Consider the following 21,698-nt stretch of genomic DNA (forward strand, 5'->3'; position numbering starts at 1 on the left):
TCAGGCTTTCGCCAGATCACGGAGAACTTTGTGCAGAATTCCGCCGTTACGGTAGTACTCGACTTCGACGGGGGTATCGACACGACACTGCACGGTAAACAGGACCTGTGTGCCATCCTCTTTGGTGGCGGTCACGCGGATCGCCTGGCCGGGCTTCAGGTTGTCGTCCAGTTCAATGTCATAAGTTTCGGTGCCGTCCAGACCGAGTTCTTCGCGGCATTCGCCTTCACGAAACTGCAGCGGCAGTACGCCCATGCCGACCAGGTTGGAACGGTGAATCCGCTCGAACGAAGTCGCGATGACGGCCTTGACGCCCAGCAGGAAGGTTCCCTTGGCGGCCCAGTCGCGAGACGAACCCATACCGTAATCTCCGCCTGCCAGAACGACGAGTGGAGTACCGGCTTCTTTGTATTTCAGCGAAGCTTCGTAGATCGAAGTCTGTTCGCCGGTCGGCAGGTAAGTGGTGACACCACCACTGGTGCCGGGAGCCAGCAGGTTGCTCAGACGAATATTCGCAAAAGTACCGCGGGTCATGACACGGTCGTTTCCACGACGGCTGCCGTAGCTGTTGAAGTTTTCGGGGGTGACACCATTTTCCTGCAGGTATTTACCTGCGGGGGAGTCGGCTTTAATGGCTCCGGCGGGAGAGATATGGTCAGTGGTGACCGAATCACCCACGGAGACGAGCACTTTCGCTCCGGTAATTGAGCTGATGGGAGCAGGCTCGGCAGGCATGTCGACGAAGAAGGGAGGTTCCTGCACGTAGGTACTCTTTTCGTCCCATTCGAAGATATCGCCGTCGCCGCCGTTGATGGCTTGCCATTCGGGAGATCCCTGAGTGGCTTTGCCGTATTCATCGCGGAACATTTCCGGATTGATGGACGATTCCAGGGCCGCGTTGACTTCAGCCTGAGAAGGCCAGACATCTTTCAGGAAGACATCATTGCCATCGGAATCCTGGCCCAGCGGTTCAGTGCTGAGATCAATGTCGGTCGTCCCTGCCAGGGCGTAAGCCACAACCAGCGGCGGGCTGGCGAGGTAGTTGGCTCGGACATCGGGGCTGATACGTCCTTCGAAGTTCCGGTTTCCGGAAAGGACGGCAGCGGCGACGATGTCGTTATCGTTAATTGCTTTGGAAATCGGAGCGGGGAGCGGACCACTGTTACCGATACAGGTGGTGCAGCCGTAGCCGACCAGGTTGAAGCCGAGCTGATCGAGGTAGGGAGTCAGGCCGGCTTTTTCGAGATAGTCGGTGACGACGCGACTTCCGGGAGCCAGACTGGTTTTGACCCAAGGTTTGCGGGTCAGGCCTTTTTCAGCAGCTTTTTTCGCCAGCAGACCGGCACCCAGCATGACCGAGGGGTTACTGGTGTTGGTACAGCTGGTGATGGCGGCGATCACAACAGAACCGTCTTTGAGCTCGAAGTTCTGTTCGTCATATTCGACAGCGGCATGGGTCGGCGAAGGATCTTGCTTGCCGAAGGTCGCACTGAGATCGCTGTGCCAGTGTGACTTCATGTCGGTCAGTGCGATGCGGTCCTGCGGACGCTTGGGACCGGCGAGCGAGACTTCGATCGTCGAGATGTCCAGATCCAGCTTACTGGTGAAGGAGGGGTCTGGAGAACTGTCGGTGCGGAACATGCCCTGTTCTTTGTAGTAGCGTTCTACCAGATCGACTTCAGCGTCGGTACGTCCGGTACGACGCATGTAGTTCAGGGTTTCGTCATCAACGGGGAAGAAGCCGATGGTGGCACCGTATTCGGGCGCCATATTGGCGATCGTAGCACGGTCGGCCAGACTCATGTTGGACAGACCCGGTCCATAGAATTCGACAAACTTGCCGACGACGCCATGCTCGCGGAGCATCTGGACGATGCGGAGTACCAGGTCGGTGGCTGTGGCTCCTTCGGGGAGTTTGCCTTCCAGACGGAAACCGACGACTTCAGGAGTCAGCATGTAGATCGGCTGACCGAGCATGACGGCTTCGGCTTCGATACCACCCACACCCCAGCCGACGACGCCCAGGCCGTTGATCATGGTGGTATGACTGTCGGTACCGACGAGGCTGTCGGGGTAAGCGACGCCGTCTTTCGTCAGGACCGCTTTGGCCAGGTATTCGAGGTTGACCTGGTGGACAATCCCGGTTGCGGGGGGAACGACGCCGAAGTTATCGAAGGCCTGCTGTCCCCAGCGGAGGAACTGGTAGCGTTCCTGGTTGCGTTCGAATTCTTTTTCGACGTTATGCTGCAGCGAGAGTTTGGTAGCGAATTCGTCGACCTGCACACTGTGGTCGATGACCAGATCGCAGCGAACCAGCGGGTTGATTTTCTGAGGATCGCCGCCCAGGCGAACCATGGCACTGCGGAGGGCTGCCAGGTCGACGACTGCGGGAACGCCGGTGAAGTCCTGCAGCACGACGCGACCGGGCTTGAACGGAATTTCAACGGGGTTGGGCGACTCCGCGCTCCAGTTGGCGAGATTGTTGACGTCAGATTCGTTGACGACGAAGCCATCCACGTTCCGGAGGCAGGATTCCAGGAGCACGCGAATCGAGTAAGGCAGCGATTCAATATTTCCAATGCCGTCATCAATGAGTTTCTGTAAACGGTAGTATTTATATTCACCACCAGCTGCTGTTAATTGACCTTCCGCGCCAAAAGGATTTCCGGAAGCCATTTATCTCTCCTCAGTGCTACATTAAAAATCAGGTAAATTATTAGAAACAGGCTGCTTCGGCGAACCTGTCATAGATTGATTGCTGTTCAGAACTGAATATGCTGCATTCTAGGATTTCGCTTCCCGCGCGACAAACGGCAGGGGGGCGAAAAACGCAAAACATCCTCAGAAGCTGGAGTTCAGCGGCATATTCGGGTCAGAAAAGGCAGATTTTAAGGCTGGCGGGGTCTATTTTCCATTGCGGACCTTTTCGACCTGCCGCTTGGCGCTCTCGACGATTTTGTCTTCAATTTCGTCAGACCAGCGGTTGGCGGGTAATCCATAGACGGCCATCGATGTGTTGCCTTCGTAACCCCAGCGGGATGATTTGCGGGGCGGAATATCTTCTTCCAGAACCCGCAGAGAAGGCGTATAGGCCATCACATCGTTACAGTAACCTGCGATCCAGGTACTGTCGCCAAACATTTTTTTCATGCCCAGAGCGTAATCGACGACGACTTCACCGCCGATGGTGATCCAGAGCTGCCGTTTGCCCATCAGCCAGACTTGCACCGGAAACGGGTAAGAGGTTCTAAAGGGTTTTCCTGAATTGAGCTGTTTGAGCAGACGAGTTCCCCAGCGGGTGCGGTAGTTATCGGGATTCCCTGCGGCCAGTTTTTCGAGCTCTTCTTTTGAGGGGGCATCGCCGAGTTTGATATCGACGATTTCAATTTCTGTTTTCAGTTCCGGATCGAGTTCGACCATCGGGAGTCGAACCGTATCGGCGACACTGTGGGCCAGTCGGGAACCGTAGGACTGGGCCAGTTCGACGGTGCGGCGGGGGAGCGGGTTCTGGTCGGCACCACAGCCCATGTAGAACATGGCGGTCACACCGGGGAACATGGCTTCCAGATCGTACTGGGCAAAGCCGGCATAGTCGCCACACCATTGCTGGATCCCCAGAGTCGTATTATGACAGGCGTAGCCGAAGACGACGGTTTTCAGTTTGCCGTTCTTATCTTTGACAGCCAGTACGGGAACACTGTGATCGCTGGGGCCTTTGAGTTGTCCCGCTTTTCTGAGCTTGGGAACATCCGGTTCCATGTTATTGCGGCGGTTGACGGCGAAGCTGGTGTGGCCCTGGCCGGTCCAGAGACTGGCCGGTTCCAGATTTTTGATCGCGGTAGTGACGGCGTTGACCAGTTTCTGTTCCAACTCGTCGGAATACTTGTTGATCTGCGCGATCCGCTCTTCGTTCAGGGGATAGATGTCGTGCAGGGCACCACGCAAGACGGGGCCGCAATGCGTGTGGGAGGCATTGAGCATGATCTGGCTGCGATCCAGGTCAAATTTCTTCTTCAGTGCCATACAGACATTGTTATAGATCGACTGGGGAATTCCCAGAGTATCTGTGGTGACGATGACACCACGATGCCCGTCGCGGGCTTCGATGACCAGGACTTTGAGCCAGAGATCGTGAATTTTACCGTCGGCAGGTGCCTTCCGACCGCCGTATCCTGCCATCCAGAGGTTTTCCTGGGGAGTGATGACGGCTGTGGCAGACGCTGCTTTCCAGAGTGCTTCGTCTGCAAATCCCTGGGGAGAGTGAGACAAATGAACACAGGAAATCAGCAGAAGTAGAATACCGGTGCGAAACTGCGTTAGATAATGCATGAAGAATCCCTCTTACTCTGGGAGATGGAAACAGAAGAAATTAAACCTTCTTTATAAACAGTTTTCCCTCAGAGTAAAGGGGGGGAGTTGACATATCAAGCGATTGGGATGTGTTCTCGCTCTTTTCCCAATGTAAATTGTGTCAGGTCGGTGACCTGTTAAAATGTAGTTGAGGGGTTTGTGAGGCGAATCAATCATAAAGAACCAGTCAGTTTCATTCGGGCTGAAACGGGGAGAGGGATATTGTCTGTCATCCATCTGGTCAAATTCAAAAAGGCTCTGCTGATACCTCTGATCTGCTGCTGTTGGTGTCTCTGGTGTAGTGGCGGAAATCAGTTGATCGCGCAGTCCCGATCTGGCGCCGGTTCCACTGCGCCGCGCGATTACCGCTCGAAAAATTTTCTGATCCATACCGATCTTTCGTCTGATGAAGCCCGCGATCTACTGGCGCGTCTGGAAAAGATGCTGGTCATTATCTCTACCTACTGGGGCAGCCCGAATCGCAGCGTGATTGAATGCTATGTGGTGAAGGATCTGGCCAACTGGCCGGCGGGCAGTCTGCACCCGATGGGTGTTCGCTCCGTTTCAGGAGGTGGGGGCGTAACGATGAGCAGTGTCCGCTTCCGCGGAGGGAGAGCGATCCAGGCCAAGTCAATCGTGTATGCCATCTCGGAGCGAGGGACGCCGCAGCACGAGGCGGTGCACGCCTATTGTGCACAGAACTTTGGTCATACCGGACCTGTCTGGTACAGCGAAGGGATGGCAGAGATGGGCAACAACTGGAAAGAGGTGCCCCGAAAAGGGCAGCCTCTCTCAGTCAACTGCGAGCGTTACGTGGTAAATTACATCAAACGCAGCGAGCCTAAAAGTCTGAATGAGATTGTCAATTCCAACGAAACCACAGGCGATTCCTGGGAGAATTACTGCTGGCGTTGGGCGTTGTGTCACTTGCTGGCGACCAATCCCAATTATGCGAACCGGTTCCGACCGCTGGGACTGGGGTTGTTGATGAAGAAACCAGTTTCGTTCAGCAAAACCTACGGTTCCATGGCGCGGGAGATCTCGTTTGAGTACCTGTTTTTCCTGAAGCATTTTGATCAGGGATATCGTTGTGACTTGTGTCAGTGGGACTGGAATGCGAAATTCCGCAAAGCGAACTCTGTGCGTCCGCAGACTTCAAAGATCAATGCTCAGCAGGGCTGGCAGGCGTCGCGTGTGCTGGTTGAGGAAGGGCAGGAATATGAATATACGTCTGAGGGAGACTGGAAAACCAGCGATGAAGTTGATCCTGTAAGTGCGAATGGAAGCGATACTGGACAGGGCAGGCTGGTGGGAGCGGTACTTCTGGAAAATGACCGGGATGAATACGAACTCACTGAAGAATTCGAACTGGGTGAAGCAGGTCGTTTTCGAGCCCCGGCGAGTGGAAAACTCTTTCTCCGCTGCCGCGATGCCTGGCATGAGATGGCGGATAACAGCGGGAAAGTCATCGTGAAGATCGGCGAGTAGTTCAACCCTCCAGGCTGGCTGATTCTTCTTCGAGTTCGGGCAGAGGCCAGAGCATGACGATGCAGAGCAGCAGGGCATAGCACTGGTAAGAGAGGGCTGTGAGCGACTGCCAGGGTTGGGCGACCATGCCTCCCTGTTCCCAGGGGGTGGCTCCCGATCCCGGAGTTGCCGGTTGACGGGAAATGAACAATGCCCAGGCAAGGCGGGGGCTGATGGCCAGGGCGACGATCAGCAGGTTGACCAGCCAGCGTTTCCCCGAATAAGGGGAGTACATGGTGAGCAGGAGTCCGATCGGCAGGAGCAGGATAATAAAGTAGTGATGCCATGTGGTGGGGGTCATCAGCAGCATGGCGACGATGGAGATCGAGTAAGCCTGGTCATCGAACGTCGAATTGCGAGTTCGCCAGGCAGCGATGCCTGCCAGTGCAGTCAGAGCGATCCAGGAAGACCAGACGGCAAACTTCAGCAGCGAGGGAGAATTAACGACAGGCAGCACGCTGTCGGAGGATTTTTCAAAGAGCCGTTCCCAGAAGGCCAGCAGTGAAGCATTACCCCAGTTGTTCGTCACATCAGAGAGCGAAGGCAGGACGACTGAGAGATAATCGTGATAGGCTTCGGTGCCAAACAGGGCGACTGTGAGCAGAGTGATGAGTCCCAGCGAGAGCGCCCCTCCGAACAGAGCACGGATATCGCGACGGACCAGGAAATAGAGAAACAAATAAGCCGGATAGATTTTGACTGCTGTGGCCAGGCCAAGACAACAGCCTGCCAGGACCGATTTTCCGGAACGTCCCGCCCGCCAGGCACCAACAATGAGCAGTCCCAGCAGCAGATTGGGTTGCCCCTGGATCAGAGTCTGCTGAAGTGGGTCTGTGGCGAGCAGCAGGGTGAGCAGTGCCAGGGTGGTCCAGAAGGTCATCTGGATCTTGAGCCCCTCCACGATCCAGTAAAGTGAGAGGGCGAGCATGCCGAGTGCCGTCAGGTTCCAGGCAAGCTGCGCCTCCTGGTAGCTGAGCCAGGCGAAGGGGACCGCGATCAGGTTGGCTGAGGGAGGATGAGTATTATAGCGGTCAAAAAAAGTGCCGGGTGTAGAGAGTTTGAGGTTCAAGTGTTTTTCGAGGGCGATTTCCTGGTCCGCGTAGACGGGCTGTCCGGTCAGCCGGTTCTGGACGGAGGCCCATTCTTTGAAGAAATCGAAGACCTGACCGTCGGCGGGCCTGAGGGCGGCGATATAGCCAGGTGCAAAGACGGCTAAGGCACACAGAAAGAGGATGACCCACAGGATTTTACGTGCAACAGGCCAGTGATTCTGTTGAGCGACGATAGTATCTGACACGAATAACTCCGATAACAGGGGCGTAACGAGTTGCGCATTAAGATCCTGTTGTCATGGGGTTTGGCGGGATTTCCAGTCCGGAGACTGACTGCTGGACATTAAACCGTGTATAGCACCCTGATGTCCAGTGCAGGTCGAGAATTCGTGAAGATTTAACCGTCGCAGGCGATGTTCAGGTGACGTGATCAGCGCAGGCAGGTGTTTTCAATCCTGTCTGGCTGCTTCGCGGGGAGAGATCAGGCTGTCATGATCCTGATCGAGTCGATCGAAGGCGGCGGGGGAACCGGTGAATTCGCGGCGTGAGACGTCACCATCCCGGTTACGATCCATCAGGCGGAACCACTCTACATCAGTAGTCGTCCTCCTGCCGAGTTGATCAGGATATCCCTGGCTGACGACAAACAGTACAACCTGGGGAACCTGCTGGAGTTCGACGTGGCTGTCTGCAGTGCAGGCAGCTGATTCCAGATTCTGCCACATATTCCTCAGCTCGCGAATGGAAAGGGCTGCGTCGTGGTTGGTGTCCAGCAACTCAAACAGACCGCCGCCGGAATAGATGCTGACGAGTAACTGGCCGTGAATCAACTGCTGCTGCAGGCCTAACCATTGATCAATTTCCTGCTGAGATAGAATGCCATTACCGTTACGGTCTCCCAGAGGAGTCAGCCAGGCACGGGAGGGGCGACGGTCCCGAGAACGCGCGCCTTTTTCAGGTTTCGGTGGTTCGGGGTCCGCGTTATTGATTTCCTCACGGAGCTGCGCAAAAAGTTCATTAATCCGAGATTTCCCATATGGATCAGCCTGAAACCACTCCAGGCATGGACTTTCTTTGATTGTAACCACTGCGGTCCCCCGTGTCTAAAACAAAGTGATTTTTCGCCACTTTTGTTGTGCCTCTGTTGTTGAGATCCGGAAATTGCTGCCCGAGCGAATCATTTTTCAGTAGTCAACACGGTTTCTGCGCAGACTTTCTCTGTGAGGAACCCCGTTTTTCGCTATTTGATATACTTCCGCTTCACGTCATGCGTGACCGGCGGCGGAATTGCCAGTCGTGCAATCCGATCAAGAATTGCGGCGAACAATCTCCGTGGCACAGCCACTTCGGCCAGTTGAAAGAATACGTACTTGGCATGCCGGGTTACCTTGGCCCCAACCTTGACCAGCTTCTCCCGCAGCGTCGTCAGCGACCAGTTCTGTATAGGCTTGGGCAAGGCCAGCCGCCGCAGGAAATTGCCGAGGTTATAAGCTAAGGCGAACAGTTGCAACCGAGCTTGGTTGTCTTTGAACGTCCGGCAGGAGAGCTTCGTCCATCTGACGGCGTTCTTGCCTTCCTTGATCCACTGCTCGGCGGTGCCCCGACCGTTGTAGAACTTCACGACGTTCTTCGAGTGCTGGTTCAAGTTGGTCACGATGAATCCAACACGCGGGAACAGTTCGCCTGCGTGCCACTCAACTTTGGCCACCACGCGACGCGATCGCTGCCATGATTTTGCTTGATATTGGAAGCTGTGATAACAGACCTTGGGCTTGTGGGAAGGCCGTCCGACCGGACGGGTGAGCAAATGCGAGATTTCCCGCTCCAATACGGCGTTGGCTTTGAGGCGAATGGCGTAACGATAGTCTGCTTTCTCCAGCACACGATACAGCGCTGGAATGGCGAACGCCGCATCGCCGCGGAAGAACTTCGGAATGTCCAAATGCCGATACCGTTCGATCACCGGCAGTAGCACCTTCCGCCAGTATTTCGCGCTGGCCTTGTTGCCACGCCGCAGCATCGCGTACTCCAGATCACCATGCTGGTTGAACAGAAACAGCGGATGGTAACAGAGGCATGCAAAGTGGCCGTTGTAGGCCGCGCCCTGTTGCCGGCCGTAGGTCTCACTGACCGAGCTGTCCAGATCCAGGATGAGTTCTTTGAGCGGTCGCCGCCGGTGGAGGTTGTTGATCCAGCGTCCGGAGAGCTTCATCAGTGCCGTGAGATTGCGCTGCGTGCTGAGTATCTGCGTCTCGAAACGGCCCACCTCGCTGCTTGACGCCGCTTGTTTATCCGGCTGACTCGCCCTTCCGCCAACCACGTGGCGTAGCACCGGGTCCACACACAAGCGCTCAGCGTCATTGACATCTTCGTAGCCTGCCAGTCGGCTGTAGATCGACTGACGCAACAGCGGCACGAGTTGGTGCTGCTTGTTGCGGCCCGGGCGTGAATCGCTCAGCACATCTCCGCCCATTTCCGTCAGACCGAGCGCTGCATCCAGTTCCCGATAGGCCAGTAGTCCCGCATCGGTGGTGACCTGACTGCCGCAGAACTTCAGCTTCAATCGGCTGTCAAAACTGACCCGTAAATCCTGGTTTTGGCTGTCACCCATCAAGTTCCCCTGTCAGCATGGCATGAATTGGCAGAATAACCTTGTTTTGTAGGGGTGTGGCGCAAATTACGTGCCAAAGTGTAGGAAGTCATCTGGGAAATGCGGGTTAATGGGGCCGGGGATGCTCCAGCTCAGGCAACGTGTTTTACTGGTCGAGACCTGCAGGGGCTGGTCAGTCAATCTGTCGGCGACTGAGATCTGCCAGATCGCTTTGTCATCAGGGTGACTGGTGAGTTGTGTGTTTCGTCGCTTCAGAACCAGACGTGGTTGACCTGACGGAGAGAGGTTAACCTCACTGCCTGTCTGCAGTGCATTCGCAGCCCAGCTGCCCGGGTAAGTTGCGTTGGGGACCAGTTCACCGACGCCGATGAGTTCATCATCGTTGGTGTCGAGCCGTCGCAGGGCCGTTTCTGCTCTCTGCAGTTCTGTCCGTGAAAGGCGTTGATCTTTGTCAGCGTCGAGTGCTTGCAGCAGTGCCTGGGTGAGCGCTGCGGTATGAGGCAGCTTGCCGGAACCGATCAGAAGCCGTCCGGCACCATGCCGCTGATAATATTGTCGGAGTTGTTCTTTCGTGCATTTCTGAGATGGATCTGTGAGGATTTCATTCAAAGACTGAATGGCGGCGACAGGAGGTGTGAAGGCGTTACCCAGGGATAAACGGACGGCTCGGGCGGAGGGGACCAGGCGGATCTCTTGTTCATTCAGAACACCATTATCGTCTGTGTCAGCGAAATCGAAGATGGCATTGAAGATACTGGTCCAATAGTCATCGAACGGCTGGCCGTCAACGGTGACCTGAACGTCAATCATGTGGGGGTGGTCAGCTTCCCTTAGTTCCAGCACTGTGGTCGCAGGCGGTTGCGGTTTTGTCTCTCCTGACTGGGTTTCGGTTCCCACGATCAGGATGGCAAGGGTAAAGATCAACGCGATTCTCATAGTAGTTCCTCAATCGGTGTGCCATCCGGATCTGCCAGTCGAATAGGGCGACCGACATTCGACATGTTCTGTTTGCGGGGATCGAGACCGATGCCGCGGAAGATGGTTGCCATCAGATCTGCAGTGCGGGTCGGTTTTGCTTTGATCTCCCTGCCGTCATGGCTGGTTTCGCCAATTACCTGGCCGCCGCGAATGCCCGCACCGGCCAGCATCATCGCCCAGGAGGCGGGCCAGTGATCCCGCCCGTCCTGGCCGTTGATGCTGGGGGTCCGACCGAATTCGCCCTGACAGACAATCAGTGTATCCTTAAGGAGCCCCCGCTCGCGGAGATCCTTGAGCAGTGTGGCACAGCCGCGATCCAGGGTCTGCGAGAGTTCTTTTACGCGTTCGAAATTGTTGGAGTGGGTATCCCAGCCATTCAGGGAGACTTCCACGAAACTGACGCCCCGTTCTACCAGCCTGCGGGCCATCAGGCATCCCTGACCGAATGAACTGGAGCCGTAAGCTTCGCGGAGTGAAGCTGCTTCTTCTTCGAGGTTGAAGACCGAGGCGGCTTTGGGATTCATCAGCCGCAATGCCCGTTCACGGGCCGAATCCAAGGCGTCGGTGACCAGTGATGTGGGCATTGCAGACAGTGATCGTAATTCGGACTGCAACTGCAGGCGTTCTGATTGCTGATCCGGGGAGACGGGAGCGAGGTCGGCGACCTTGAGGTCGGAGCTATCGGGACCTCTGCGGCGACTGCGACTGCCGACCACAAAGGGAGCAAACTGTGGTCCCAGGAACCCGCCTCCGCTGACTGCCGGTCTCCCTCCGATATGAACGTAAGAAGGAATGTCATTTTCGACATTGAATTCGTGTGCCACCAGCGATCCGAAGGCGGGGAACTTGATGGCCCCCTGTGGTGTGTAGCCGGTCATGGAAACAAAACGGGCGCGGGAGTGATCTCCCTCACGTGTGGACATGGAGCGGATCAGGGAGAAATCCGAGGCCTGGGCAGCCAGGTCGGGAAGATGCTCGCTGATCTTCATGCCCGGAACTTTGGTCTCAATTTCCTTGAACGGTCCGCCGTTCTGATGTCCGGACTTGAGGTCCCAGAGATCGATTGTTGCGGGGCCGCCGTTGAGCCAGATCAGAATGACCGACCTGGTTTTTTTCTCTGTGACAGCAGCGACATCTGCCAGGGCGGGGAGCCAGCTGGATGTCGACCAGGCGGAGACCCCCAGTGCCAGATTTTTTAAAGCGGTCCGTCGTGAAAATTGTTGATGTACCATAGGAAATATCAATTCTCTCAATGGTTGGTGTTGAACTCAGACGAATTGATGAGGGCCCAGAACAGGTTACCCAGATGCTGTTCGCGCGAGGTGTCCGGATGTGATTTGAAGCTGCGCTCTACCGCCAGGAGCTCCGCCGGTTTCGCATGGCGACCCAGGACCGCAATGAAAACGGTGTCTGTCTGCTCTGCACTGGTCATGAAAGGGGAACTCAGCAGAGAAGCGAGCATCAGATTTCCTTCTTTAGACGTGAGCTCATTGACGAATGTGCCGTTCATGAGAGTCAGTGACTGTGTAATCGAGCGCTCAGCACTGTGAGCACGTTGGATGTGAAATTGAGTCGAGAACTCACTCCGCTGGCTGCGTTCCGATCCGCCGCGTACATCGTGGCGTTCGGAGGGAAGGCCGGCTGCGGTTTGCAGGCTGTCGTAGAGCTGTTCTCCGGTGAGTCCGCGTACGGTCGATTTGACGATGTGGAGAGCCGCATCATTTTTTTTATCTTCACCGGAAACTGTTTTAGCCACAGTCGCTGTCGGCGGAGCGGTTGACAGTCGATAGGCGTGAGAGCCGGCGATGCCTTCTATTAAAGTCTCCAGGTTGTAACCACTGTCGATAAAGGCCTGGGACAGGACGCTGAGCAGTTTCGCGCGGGGGCCGGTCTGGAATTCATCACGGCTGAGGTCATCGATGGGTTCGATGATCGCTTCTCCGAAGAAGTGAGCCCAGAGCCGATTGACGGCGTTTTTGGCCAGCAGTTGTTCCTGATTGGCCTTCATCCAGTCGACCAGGATCAACCGCAGCGACACAGAATCGAGCTGTCTGGGCCATTTGATTTCCGTTTTAGAGAGCAGGGCAGGTTCAAATTCGAGTTTGGTGTCCGGGATGCGCACTTTAGGAGGCTGTGGCCGATCCTCTTTGCCCATTTCGGGAGGAGCGAAGAAGGCGGCGGTCTGCCAGAACTGCTCACGGGTCCAGCGGGAAAAAGGATGGTCGTGGCACTGGGCACAATCAAGATTGATCCCGAGGAAGGCCCGGGTGGAACTGGCAGCCAGATTCTCTGGTTTAGAAAGGTTGGCATCATAAAAGCCGACAGGAGTGATGCTGTCTGGGGAAACGCCGGACTGGTCCAGAGTCAGAATTTCGACTACCAGGTTGTCGTAGCGTGTTCCCTGCTGCAGACGGTGTACCAGCCAGCGTTCAAAGTTGTCAGTTACCGAATCAAATTCCGGAGTGTCGGCCTGGGGGACCCAGGAGCGACGCCAGAAAGTGGCCATGTTCCGGTAATGAACACCTGAGTGCATCAGTCGATTGATGGCTTCGTTGCGGCGGGATTCAGAAGTATTTCCGAGGTAATCATGCACTTCAACTATCGTGGGAATCCGACCAGCCAGATCCAGGGTGACGCGACGCAGGAACGCGGCATCAGTTGCGAAACGCGACTGGTCTATATTGTCAATTCCCAGGCGTTGATCGATCAGGCGGGAAATTTGAGTCGGGGTGATCTCTTCGGCCCGGCAGGTGTTGACAGCTGTGATTGCCATGCACAGACAAATCCAGACTGTTCGTCCCAAGCGTGCCTGTCTGGATGTCGTATGTTGATTTCGATCTTCGCACGAAGCGGAGAGGAGTTTCAATTTAGAAGTCGTCATGCTGAATCAGGTGCCCGTCGTCTCGAATGGTGAGGTAAGCAAAAGTGAGTGGATCCAGTTTTTTACCGATGAATCGCACACTGCCGTCGCAGAACAGAACATTGCCGCCGTCTTTATGAAAGCCGTAGATCCCGAGCCAGTTGTTGCAGTTGACACTGCAATCAGTACTGTCTCCGCGCGGCGGGCGTTGACCGGTCTCCGGGTTTACTGCGCCGAAGGAGATCGATCCCCAGCCTGCCCAGGCGCCGCGGGCATTGGGGCTCATGCCAAACTGTCCGTCGCCTGGCTGTTTTTCTCTGTTGTACCAGGCAGCAGGGCGACCGGCCTGTTCGATCAGCAGGAGTGTGTTCGAGAGACCGTCCGTCACTTTTGACAGGGGAAGATCATGGTTGTCAGTCATCGGCTGGCGCTGATTGCCGATACGCCCCTCTTTTCCCATGGCATTGATGCCATAGCCGCTGCCTGCCATCTGTACGCCATTGGAAGTGATGAAATCCACAGCCGCGGCTTTGCAGGTATAAACTGTTTCCTTATCGGGATTCAGGGACTTGGTGGAGGCTTGAGACTGGATTTGTACGAATCGCTCCGCGGGGCTGGCCGGACAGAGAAAGACGGACAGCTGTGTCTCTACGATGGGCTTGTTTTGGGGATCAAAAAAATCGTAGCGGGTGTCGTATGCGGCTGCTTTGTCTCCCAGGGTAAGATGGGGTTGGACGTATCCCCCCCAGCCCCCATAGGGATTACCGTCATTGAATCCGGAACGTCGTGGAGGCAGGCCACCGTGAACTTTTTCGTAGTCGAGAAATGCCGTACCCAGCTGGTGCAGGCTGTCCTGACAGGACTGTTCCCGGGCCGTATCCCGGGCCGCGAGCATGCCGGGGAGCAGAATGACCGTCAGGAGCGTAACGCACGTGATCGTAACGATAATTTCTAGAGGATTGAACCACTCTCGCATAGTTGTTATCTCAATAAAAAGACAGTGATGTGGAGGTCGGGATTAGAGTTCCCCAATGATCTCTCCGCCGTTAATGGTGATCAGGGCAAAGAGAATGTTGGCATCGATCGATTCTGAGAGCATATGAACCGATCCATCCGCGAAGGCGGCTTGTGCGCCTCCAACATGGAAGCTGTAGATTCCCTGGCTGTTGTTACAGTTGATGGAACAGGTGCCGCCGGGGCCATCGCGGGTGATCGCATCGCTGCCGAAGACCTGTACCTGGAAAACCTGGAACGAGGGCCAGGAGCCCCAACTGGTTGCCTGACTCAAGCCGGAATTGTCCGGTTGTTTGATTCCGCGAATATAAAAGTCAGGTCGACCGGCCTGTTCGGTGATCAGCATGGTGTTCGTGGTTCCATCAATGATATCGCGAAACTTACGTGTGCGTGGCAGGTCATCCAGGGCGGTGATCTGGTTGTTTCCGCTTAAAGACGAAACGCCATATTTATCAGAGCGAAAACTGTTCGGTCCAAAATAATCACCGGCAATGCCTTCTGATGAAACGCCACTCACGTCAACCGTGATAGGACGTGGTCCCGGTGCGGAGGGGCACATGAAAACCTTGAGTGGTACCTTGATGTTGGCTGCGTTTTCAGGATCGTAGAAGTTTTTGTTGAAGTCGTACTGTCCCTGGAGATTCGCCTGATCCAGGTAGGGGAGAATTGATGGTCCCCAGCCGCGGCGGTTCCCTTTAGAAAGGATTCTACGGGGAGGCAGCACCGTGAAGGTAGATTCGTAGTTATGAGCTGCCAGGGCGATCTGTTTGAGATTATTCTTGCAGCTCATTCGCCGGGCTGCTTCACGCGCCTGCTGCACCGCAGGCAGCAGGAGTGCGATTAAAATCGCGATGATAGCGATGACAACAAGTAGTTCAATTAACGTGAAACCAGTACGCAGTTTTCTGACAGGCAATCGTGCCACGAGATCAGTTCCCCCTCAAGGTGGATCAGAGTCAGATTAGTGAGGGATAAAACTGTCGCAACAGTTGTGCCAAACGTGATTGACACCGATTCAGTGGTTTTGACAGGTAAAATGAAGCTTCACGTCTGTCGGCGTGACGATTGGATCGACACGAATGTCGGTGTGGTCGACGTGCAGGGGGCTCAGTTTTCTTCAGGATCAGGGGCTGTCATTTCGAGTAGCAGGATGGTGATATCGTACTGTTGCGCTCCGCCCGCCCGAAAGTGGGAGAGTTGAGAGCGGATCTGCTCGGCAGTTTCTGCCACCGGGAGGTGCTGACACTCCTTGAACAGGGCAGCCAGTCGCTTGCGACCAAACATTTCCCCTGCGGGGTTATGAGTCTCACTGACGCCATCGGTCAGCATCAGCAGTCGGTCTCCCTGCTTTAGCTGCAGGGAGATGGTATTCCAGCAGGCCTCTTTTTCGATGCCGACCAGCAGTCCGGTTGTTTCCGAGTCGGAGATTTCTCCCGTTGCGGTGAGCAGGCAGGCAGGCTCGTGCCCTGCGCTGGCGTAGTCAATGGCATGCGTGTCAGGCTTGATTGAGATCAGCTGCATGGAGACGAATTCGCCGACCGGGCTGATAACGGTAAAGCGGCGATTAATAAATTCCATGATTTCAGCCGGGGCGCAGGAGTGTTCGCTGGCCTGGATAAGCAGGGTTTTCAGGACCGCAGCGCTCATGGCGGCAGAGATGCCGTGCCCGGTGATGTCGGCGACGCAGAACAGCCAGGCACCATTTTCCAGGTGCAGAACGTCGTAATAGTCGCCCCCGACTTCGTCAGCAGGGTGGTAAATAGTTGCTACATCCAACCCCGGGACTTTGATGTTGCGGGGGTGCAGGTTTTCCTGAATCTTACGTGCTTTGTTCATCTGACGCTGTCGTACTTTTTCGACCGCAGCCAGTGAGGCGCTCATGGAGTTGATTTCATGGGTCAGATAATTGAGTTCCATACTGTGGAAGGTTTCTGACTGGGTCCCCAGCTGTCCCTGGCCAATCTGCTGAACGGTCTGCATCAACTGGTCGAGGGGACGCGTGACGATATAGGTCAGGGCCAGGTTGATCACAATTCCCGTGATCAGGGCGAGAACGATGAAGCCGGTCAGGCGGTTGAGGACTTCCGAAAAGACTGCGCCATAAACACTGTCCACGGTTTCAGAGACTGAGACTCTCACCCCGTTTTCGTGGAAAGTTCCCACCACAATTTCGGAATCATGTAGTTGGGTCAGGTTGCCGGTGGACTCTGCTGCCTGAAGGATGACTGCGATCAGATCTTCTGATTGACCGGCGTCGGAAATGGGGGGCCGTTGCTGGTTATCAAAGGTGACTACAATATGATGCTCGGGGGCGTGGATCTCCTGCATCTGCTTGTGGATGGTATTGATGTATTCCTGAATTTCCGCCTGTCCTTCATGCCGCATTTCGAGGATGGTGGGGACGATGGTGGCTGCTTCTTCTTCCAGGGCTATGCGTTTGTCATTGAGGCGGGCAGCGAGATCACGCTGATAAGAGAACAGGAGGAAGACCACCACAAAAATGCCGAGAACCGTGTTCACAACCAGCAGGAGCTGAAAGCGAATGGTTCGTTTGGGGCGGGGCTGTTGTGGTGGATCCATGTTGATTGTGGTTTGAGGCCCTGAATTTATCATGTAAAGTTGGGATACGGTGAGAAAACTACTCTCTCTCTTTTAGTGTTGTGACGTGCAAAACACAACAGTCTGTCCCGATGCAGGAAAGAATGATGGTCCAGGCATTCCATGTACAGATTTGATGCTGTCTTACCTACACTGCCATGGGGAGGACGATGCTCAGGGAGATGCCGTACAGAACAACTCCCGCCAGTAGTGACCAGGTGATCGCGAGCTCTGGCTGTTCGGAGGGCTCACGATGGATGAGGCCCACAAGGGCAATGATGGGAAAGAGGTAGATCGAGTAGAGTGCCAGCAGCACTCCCAGGAATTCCATCAGGTTATAGAGCATTGATGGATGTTGAACCAGGCTGATGCAGCGGAGCATCAAAATTAAACTGACAGCGATCAGAGCCTGAAACCATAAAATTCGCCGAACGGTCATCATTCCCTCGTCATGTGAGCGCTGGCGGGTTACATACCAGTATAGCTTTTCCAGTGAGGTAAATTGAAGAAAAAATGGCGTTCTGCAACGGAGGTTCGATTTTTTTTCGATTGCAAGTTGATGTGCTGAAGGGGAGACCTGGGGCTGCCTGGTGCGATCTCTCTTAAGTGAATGTTATAAAAGGTGTTAGGGCGCAGTGTTGTCGGGGGACTACTCATGCCATAGAGAGAGAAGGTCTCTGCAGAAAAGAAACTGAACCGGTTCCTGTTTTTGGACTTTTTAAGTGGTCGCTGAGAAAATATGTGGATATGCTGATGTGTTGTCTGAGTGAAACAAACAGGTGGCATTAAAGCAGGGAGTCTGGTCGATGTTCGTTTTTCGATATTTCTGTGTGCTTCTGGTGAGTGCAAGTGTGTCAGTGGTGCAGGCGGAACCACCGGAGGCGAAATTTCAATACAAGTCGCCAGAGATCCAGATACCAGAGGCGAGCGCGGGTGAACCGGTTCTGAAGGAGTTTTCGTTGGAGCGCGCGGATCGTTATCTGGAGCAGGGGACCGCTGCCTGGTCGGCCCAACGGAAATGCGTGAGCTGTCATACGAATGGGATGTATCTGATCTCACGTCCCGAGTTGACTGCGGAACTGGGGCCGCCGACAAAAGCGATGCGTGATTTTTTTGTGGCAGAACTGCGCAAGCTGCAGGGGCAGGATCGGGAACGCTTGCTAAGCGGTATTCGTCCGACGCAGATCGCTTATGTGGCAGCCGGTCTGGCGAAATGGGATCAGCATGTCAGCCGCAAACTTTCCCCGGAGACGGATGAGGCACTGCGGTTCATGTTGAGTGTGCAGTCGGATGACGGCAGCTGGGGCAATGCTGACTGCTGGCCCCCTTTTGAGTCGAGCAGTTATCAGGGAGCGACCGTGGCTGCTCAGGCGATCGCCGCGGCACCCGGGTGGCGGGAAGCTCTTAAGGATGAAGCACTCCAAGGGAAAATCAAACGCCTGCTGACCTATTTGAAAGAGACGGAGCCTCCACACGATTATGGTCGTCTGTTGTTGTTATGGACCGCGGCAGATTATCCGGAGCTGCTCACAGCTGAGAAAAAACAGGCGTTGATTTCCATGGTGCGGAAGCACCAGCTGCCCGACGGGGGGTGGTCACTGCGGACGTTTGCTGCTCCCGGTGCCTGGGGGAAGGGGAACCGGGCTGAGAAACTGCAGGCCGAGCCGGAATTTGACTCTGCCACCAGGAACTGGAAGAACTTGGAAAGTGACGGCCACCAGACCGGACTGGCGATTCTGGTCCTGCGGGAGAGTGGCGTGAAAGCCGATGACCCGCAGATCCGGAAAGGCATCCAGTGGCTGTTGTCGCATCAGCGTGATTCGGGGCGCTGGTGGACGCGGTCGCTGAATACCGATCGCTGGCACTTCATTACCTACAGCGGGACGTTTTATCCCCTGCTGGCGCTCAAAAAATGCAATGCACTTCCGGTTTTGCAGCAGACGAGCTCCCGCTGAGGTTCAGTTAACCGATCCCTGTTTCGGTTGGGCAGCCACTTTTTTGACGGCCTGCCACTGTTTGAACTGGGGAGAGGCAGTGAACTTGTCAAAATTTTCCAGATCACTCAGGTCCAGGTCTTCGTAGGCGAAGCCGAACTTGTTGTTGAGGATCTCCAGGTATTTGATTGTCGCGTCAAACTGGCCCTGCATGACCGAGAGGTTAATCAGGTGCAGGTAGGGCTGCAGGAGGTCCGGCTCCAGTTCAGAAGCTTTGCCGGCGTATTTTCCAGCGAGGCTGGTGTCGCCCATTTCGATCAGTACCCCGGCCCGTACGGAGTAGAGATAGGGATCGGTAGTTTTAATGGCAGCGGTCAGGCGGTCCAGACTGTCGATGGCCAGCTTGTACTGTTTCGTCATCGTGAAGTAATCGACGCTGAGCAGTTCGGAAGCCGGATCCTGTGGGTGGTATTTGCGATACGCGCCCAGGACAGACTGATATTTTTTGTCGTTTTCTGTTTCGATTGTATTCTGAGCCAGAAAGAGCAGAACGGTCTTATCGTTTTTGTACTGATTGGGGAGTTGTGAATAGTTCTGGAACGGATCCGTTTTTTCGGTGTCGGCCGTCAGAAAGTCGTAGCGTTTTTTCTGGCTGATAATGCGGCTTGTTTCCTCCTGGGAGAGCTTGTCTTTGACGTCCAGGTGTGCCTTGTAGATCTCCGGCAGGTAGAGCCGTTGCAGAGACTGGGAAATCAGTTCGCCTGTGGAGAGGCTGTCGATGTCGACAATCTTGAGTTCACCAGAGGCCTGCTTTTCAATGATCAGTGCCTGGTAATTCAGGGTCCAGTCTGGACGCAGGAAACGGAAAATCACTTTGAACTCGTTGTTTTCCTTCCGCATGGCCAGGAAGCGGTAGTCGGCACCACTACCAACTTCAGCCAGAATTTCTGAGTCGATGCCCTGGTTGTTTTCCGTGTAAGCTGTTTCCAACTGCTGACGGACCGGTTGGAGGGCCTGTTTGACAGCTGGATTCTGTTCATAATCGCCGAGCACCCGATTGATAAAGGTTTTCCAGTCGAAGAGCGCACGGAATTTGGCAGCGTCCTGCGAATAAGCGGTCTGCTGGATCTGTTTACCGAACGCCTGCAGTTCCTGGGGTGTCATCGGCCCGGCCGCAGCTGACAGGTGTTCATATGTGGTGAGGCAGGTTGTCAGAGCCGTGATGGCGAGGAGCAGGGACTGGAAAATGGGGCGATTGCTACGATGTTCCGTCATGTCAACTCTCGATCTTCCTGATCTGATGGCTGGTGATAATGTGTACTGATGTTTTGTCAGGTGTTACAAACGAAAAATATCATTTTTGATATCGTCTGATGTGTGCCCTGTAGCTTGACAGTTGTTTTAAAAATTGCGTAGTATGTTCGATTCCTGTCAGAAAAGTGGGCGGGAGTGATCCCGGTGCGCTCACTGAATGATAAATATGTAGTAAGTTATTGTTTCAATACAGTTTAAGTTAAGTCAGGTGTTTTAAGGCGGTCTGATTCATGGCAGTTCCCAAAAGACGGATGTCAAAATCCAATTCTCGTAAGAGACGCAGTCACAATGGTGTGAAGGCTAGTAAGCCCACCTATTGTCCCCAATGTGGTACCGCGTCCCCTTCTCATGCCATTTGCCCTCACTGTGGTTTCTATCAGGGGCGTACCATCGTTGATACTGAGGACTAAGCATCAATGCGGATTGCACTGGATGCAATGGGAGGCGACTTTGCTCCCGAACCGAACATAAAGGGAGCGATTGATGCCTTGCAGGCGGAACCCGCTCTGGAAGTGGTGCTGGTCGGTCCGCAGGATCTTCTTGAGTCACAGATCGAGGCTTCCGGGTACAACGGAGAGCGTCTGTCGATCGTGCATGCCAGTCAGGTGGTGGGCATGGAAGAGAAGCCTACCGAAGCCATGCGGTCAAAACCGGACAGTTCGATTTCGGTCTGCTGGAAACTGATGGCTGCGCGTGAAGTGGATGCGGTTGTCAGTGCAGGTAATACCGGGGCTGTTGTTGCTTCAGGGCTGAAGACGCGACTCTTTCTGAAAGAAGTCAAGCGTCCTGGAATTGCTGTCACTTTGCCAACCGTAGCCGGCCATGCCGTCCTGATGGATGTGGGGGCAAACCCTTCGGCACGCCCGGCACACCTTTACCAGTACGCTGTGATGGGCGAGATTTATGCCCGCGAGGTGCTGGGAGTCGCATCCCCCAAAGTCGGCCTGATCAACATCGGCAGCGAAGATGTGAAGGGGAATGATCTTTATCGTGAAACCTACCGTCTGTTGACCGAGAGTCCGCTCAAAGAGAGCTTTGTGGGCAATGTCGAAGGCCGTGGTCTGTACCAGGGCGAGGCAGACGTTCTGATCTGTGAAGGATTTGTCGGAAACGTGGTGCTGAAAGTCAGCGAAGGGATGGCTGAATTCCTGATGAAGGAAGCTTCCCATCAGATTTTAGGCAGCCTGGACAAGGAAAAGGGCCAGGCACTTCAGGCATTTCAGGAAATGGCCAAGCGGTTCCGCTACCATGAAACCGGTGGGGCTCCCCTGTTAGGCATTGATGGAATCTGTATTATCTGTCATGGTTCCAGTGATGCCCACTCAATCACGAATGCCTTGAGGGGAAGTATCATGTTCAAGGATCGCGGCATCAATTCGCAGATCGCCGAACATCTGGCTCAAAAGCCAGTGGCTTGAGGAAACGGCGTCATAACTAGATCAGCGCAGTATCAAATTAGA

At 54.8% G+C, this 21,698-nt stretch carries 17 protein-coding genes; 4 read left to right on the forward strand and 13 right to left on the reverse strand.

Features of this window, described 5'->3' with window-relative positions; all coding sequences use genetic code 11:
- Together acnA and Enr10x_RS06005 are read right to left on the reverse strand one after the other, a co-directional pair.
- Positions 1-2,676: an aconitate hydratase AcnA gene (acnA, locus tag Enr10x_RS06000; protein ID WP_145104970.1), complete on the reverse strand. Its 2,676-nt coding sequence runs from the start codon at positions 2,674-2,676 to the stop codon at positions 1-3.
- Positions 2,677-2,904: 228 nt separating this feature from the next.
- Positions 2,905-4,329: a neutral/alkaline non-lysosomal ceramidase N-terminal domain-containing protein gene (locus Enr10x_RS06005; protein WP_145448436.1), complete on the reverse strand. Its 1,425-nt coding sequence runs from the start codon at positions 4,327-4,329 to the stop codon at positions 2,905-2,907.
- A 243-nt stretch (positions 4,330-4,572) separates the two neighbouring features.
- Between Enr10x_RS06005 and Enr10x_RS06010 the strand changes: the two genes are divergently transcribed.
- Positions 4,573-5,838, forward strand: coding sequence for a hypothetical protein (locus Enr10x_RS06010; protein WP_197996408.1), 1,266 nt, complete (start codon positions 4,573-4,575; stop codon positions 5,836-5,838).
- A 1-nt stretch (position 5,839) separates the two neighbouring features.
- On the opposite strand, the gene Enr10x_RS06015 is transcribed toward Enr10x_RS06010, so the two are convergent.
- The 10 genes from Enr10x_RS06015 to Enr10x_RS06060 all read right to left on the reverse strand — a co-directional run bounded on the left by Enr10x_RS06015 (position 5,840) and on the right by Enr10x_RS06060 (position 17,432).
- Positions 5,840-7,174, reverse strand: a complete 1,335-nt coding sequence (locus Enr10x_RS06015) for a glycosyltransferase family 87 protein (protein WP_197996409.1) — start codon at positions 7,172-7,174, stop codon at positions 5,840-5,842.
- 204 nt (positions 7,175-7,378) lie between these two features.
- Positions 7,379-8,017 carry an EF-hand domain-containing protein gene (locus Enr10x_RS06020; protein ID WP_145448437.1) on the reverse strand — a complete coding sequence of 213 codons (639 nt, stop codon included), beginning with the start codon at positions 8,015-8,017 and terminating at the stop codon, positions 7,379-7,381.
- 152 nt (positions 8,018-8,169) lie between these two features.
- Positions 8,170-9,540: an IS1380 family transposase gene (locus Enr10x_RS06025; protein WP_145104163.1), complete on the reverse strand. Its 1,371-nt coding sequence runs from the start codon at positions 9,538-9,540 to the stop codon at positions 8,170-8,172.
- Positions 9,541-9,606: 66 nt separating this feature from the next.
- On the reverse strand, positions 9,607-10,476 hold the full coding sequence (locus tag Enr10x_RS06030; RefSeq protein ID WP_145448438.1) for an EF-hand domain-containing protein: 870 nt from the start codon (positions 10,474-10,476) through the stop codon (positions 9,607-9,609).
- Positions 10,473-11,750, reverse strand: a complete 1,278-nt coding sequence (locus Enr10x_RS06035) for a DUF1501 domain-containing protein (RefSeq protein ID WP_145448439.1) — start codon at positions 11,748-11,750, stop codon at positions 10,473-10,475. Before Enr10x_RS06035 ends, Enr10x_RS06030 begins: the two co-directional genes overlap by 4 nt.
- Positions 11,751-11,767: 17 nt before the next feature.
- Positions 11,768-13,291, reverse strand: coding sequence for a DUF1549 domain-containing protein (locus Enr10x_RS06040; RefSeq protein ID WP_197997495.1), 1,524 nt, complete (start codon positions 13,289-13,291; stop codon positions 11,768-11,770).
- 94 nt (positions 13,292-13,385) lie between these two features.
- Complete coding sequence (locus tag Enr10x_RS06045) at positions 13,386-14,354, reverse strand: DUF1559 family PulG-like putative transporter (protein WP_145448441.1); 969 nt, start codon at positions 14,352-14,354, stop codon at positions 13,386-13,388.
- Positions 14,355-14,396: 42 nt separating this feature from the next.
- Positions 14,397-15,317, reverse strand: coding sequence for a DUF1559 domain-containing protein (locus Enr10x_RS06050; protein WP_145448442.1), 921 nt, complete (start codon positions 15,315-15,317; stop codon positions 14,397-14,399).
- 182 nt (positions 15,318-15,499) lie between these two features.
- On the reverse strand, positions 15,500-16,972 hold the full coding sequence (locus tag Enr10x_RS06055; protein ID WP_197997496.1) for a PP2C family protein-serine/threonine phosphatase: 1,473 nt from the start codon (positions 16,970-16,972) through the stop codon (positions 15,500-15,502).
- A 166-nt stretch (positions 16,973-17,138) separates the two neighbouring features.
- Positions 17,139-17,432 carry a hypothetical protein gene (locus tag Enr10x_RS06060; protein ID WP_145448444.1) on the reverse strand — a complete coding sequence of 98 codons (294 nt, stop codon included), beginning with the start codon at positions 17,430-17,432 and terminating at the stop codon, positions 17,139-17,141.
- Between the two features lie 364 nt (positions 17,433-17,796).
- Here Enr10x_RS06060 and Enr10x_RS06065 point away from each other — a divergent pair, with 364 nt between their 5' ends.
- Positions 17,797-18,945 (forward strand): prenyltransferase/squalene oxidase repeat-containing protein, encoded by a 1,149-nt coding sequence (locus tag Enr10x_RS06065; RefSeq protein WP_145448445.1) that lies wholly within the window; start codon positions 17,797-17,799, stop codon positions 18,943-18,945.
- Between the two features lie 3 nt (positions 18,946-18,948).
- Here the strand turns inward: Enr10x_RS06065 and Enr10x_RS06070 are convergent, their stop codons facing one another.
- Positions 18,949-20,199 carry a tetratricopeptide repeat protein gene (locus tag Enr10x_RS06070; RefSeq protein WP_145448446.1) on the reverse strand — a complete coding sequence of 417 codons (1,251 nt, stop codon included), beginning with the start codon at positions 20,197-20,199 and terminating at the stop codon, positions 18,949-18,951.
- A gap of 269 nt (positions 20,200-20,468) precedes the next feature.
- Here Enr10x_RS06070 and rpmF point away from each other — a divergent pair, with 269 nt between their 5' ends.
- Entirely contained in the window at positions 20,469-20,648 is a 180-nt protein-coding gene (gene rpmF, locus Enr10x_RS06075) for a 50S ribosomal protein L32 (protein ID WP_145037464.1), read from the forward strand.
- A gap of 6 nt (positions 20,649-20,654) precedes the next feature.
- Positions 20,655-21,656, forward strand: coding sequence for a phosphate acyltransferase PlsX (plsX, locus tag Enr10x_RS06080; RefSeq protein ID WP_145104996.1), 1,002 nt, complete (start codon positions 20,655-20,657; stop codon positions 21,654-21,656).
- Positions 21,657-21,698 lie beyond the last annotated feature (42 nt).

It is taken from the genome of Gimesia panareensis (assembly GCF_007748155.1).
GTDB lineage: Bacteria > Planctomycetota > Planctomycetia > Planctomycetales > Planctomycetaceae > Gimesia > Gimesia panareensis.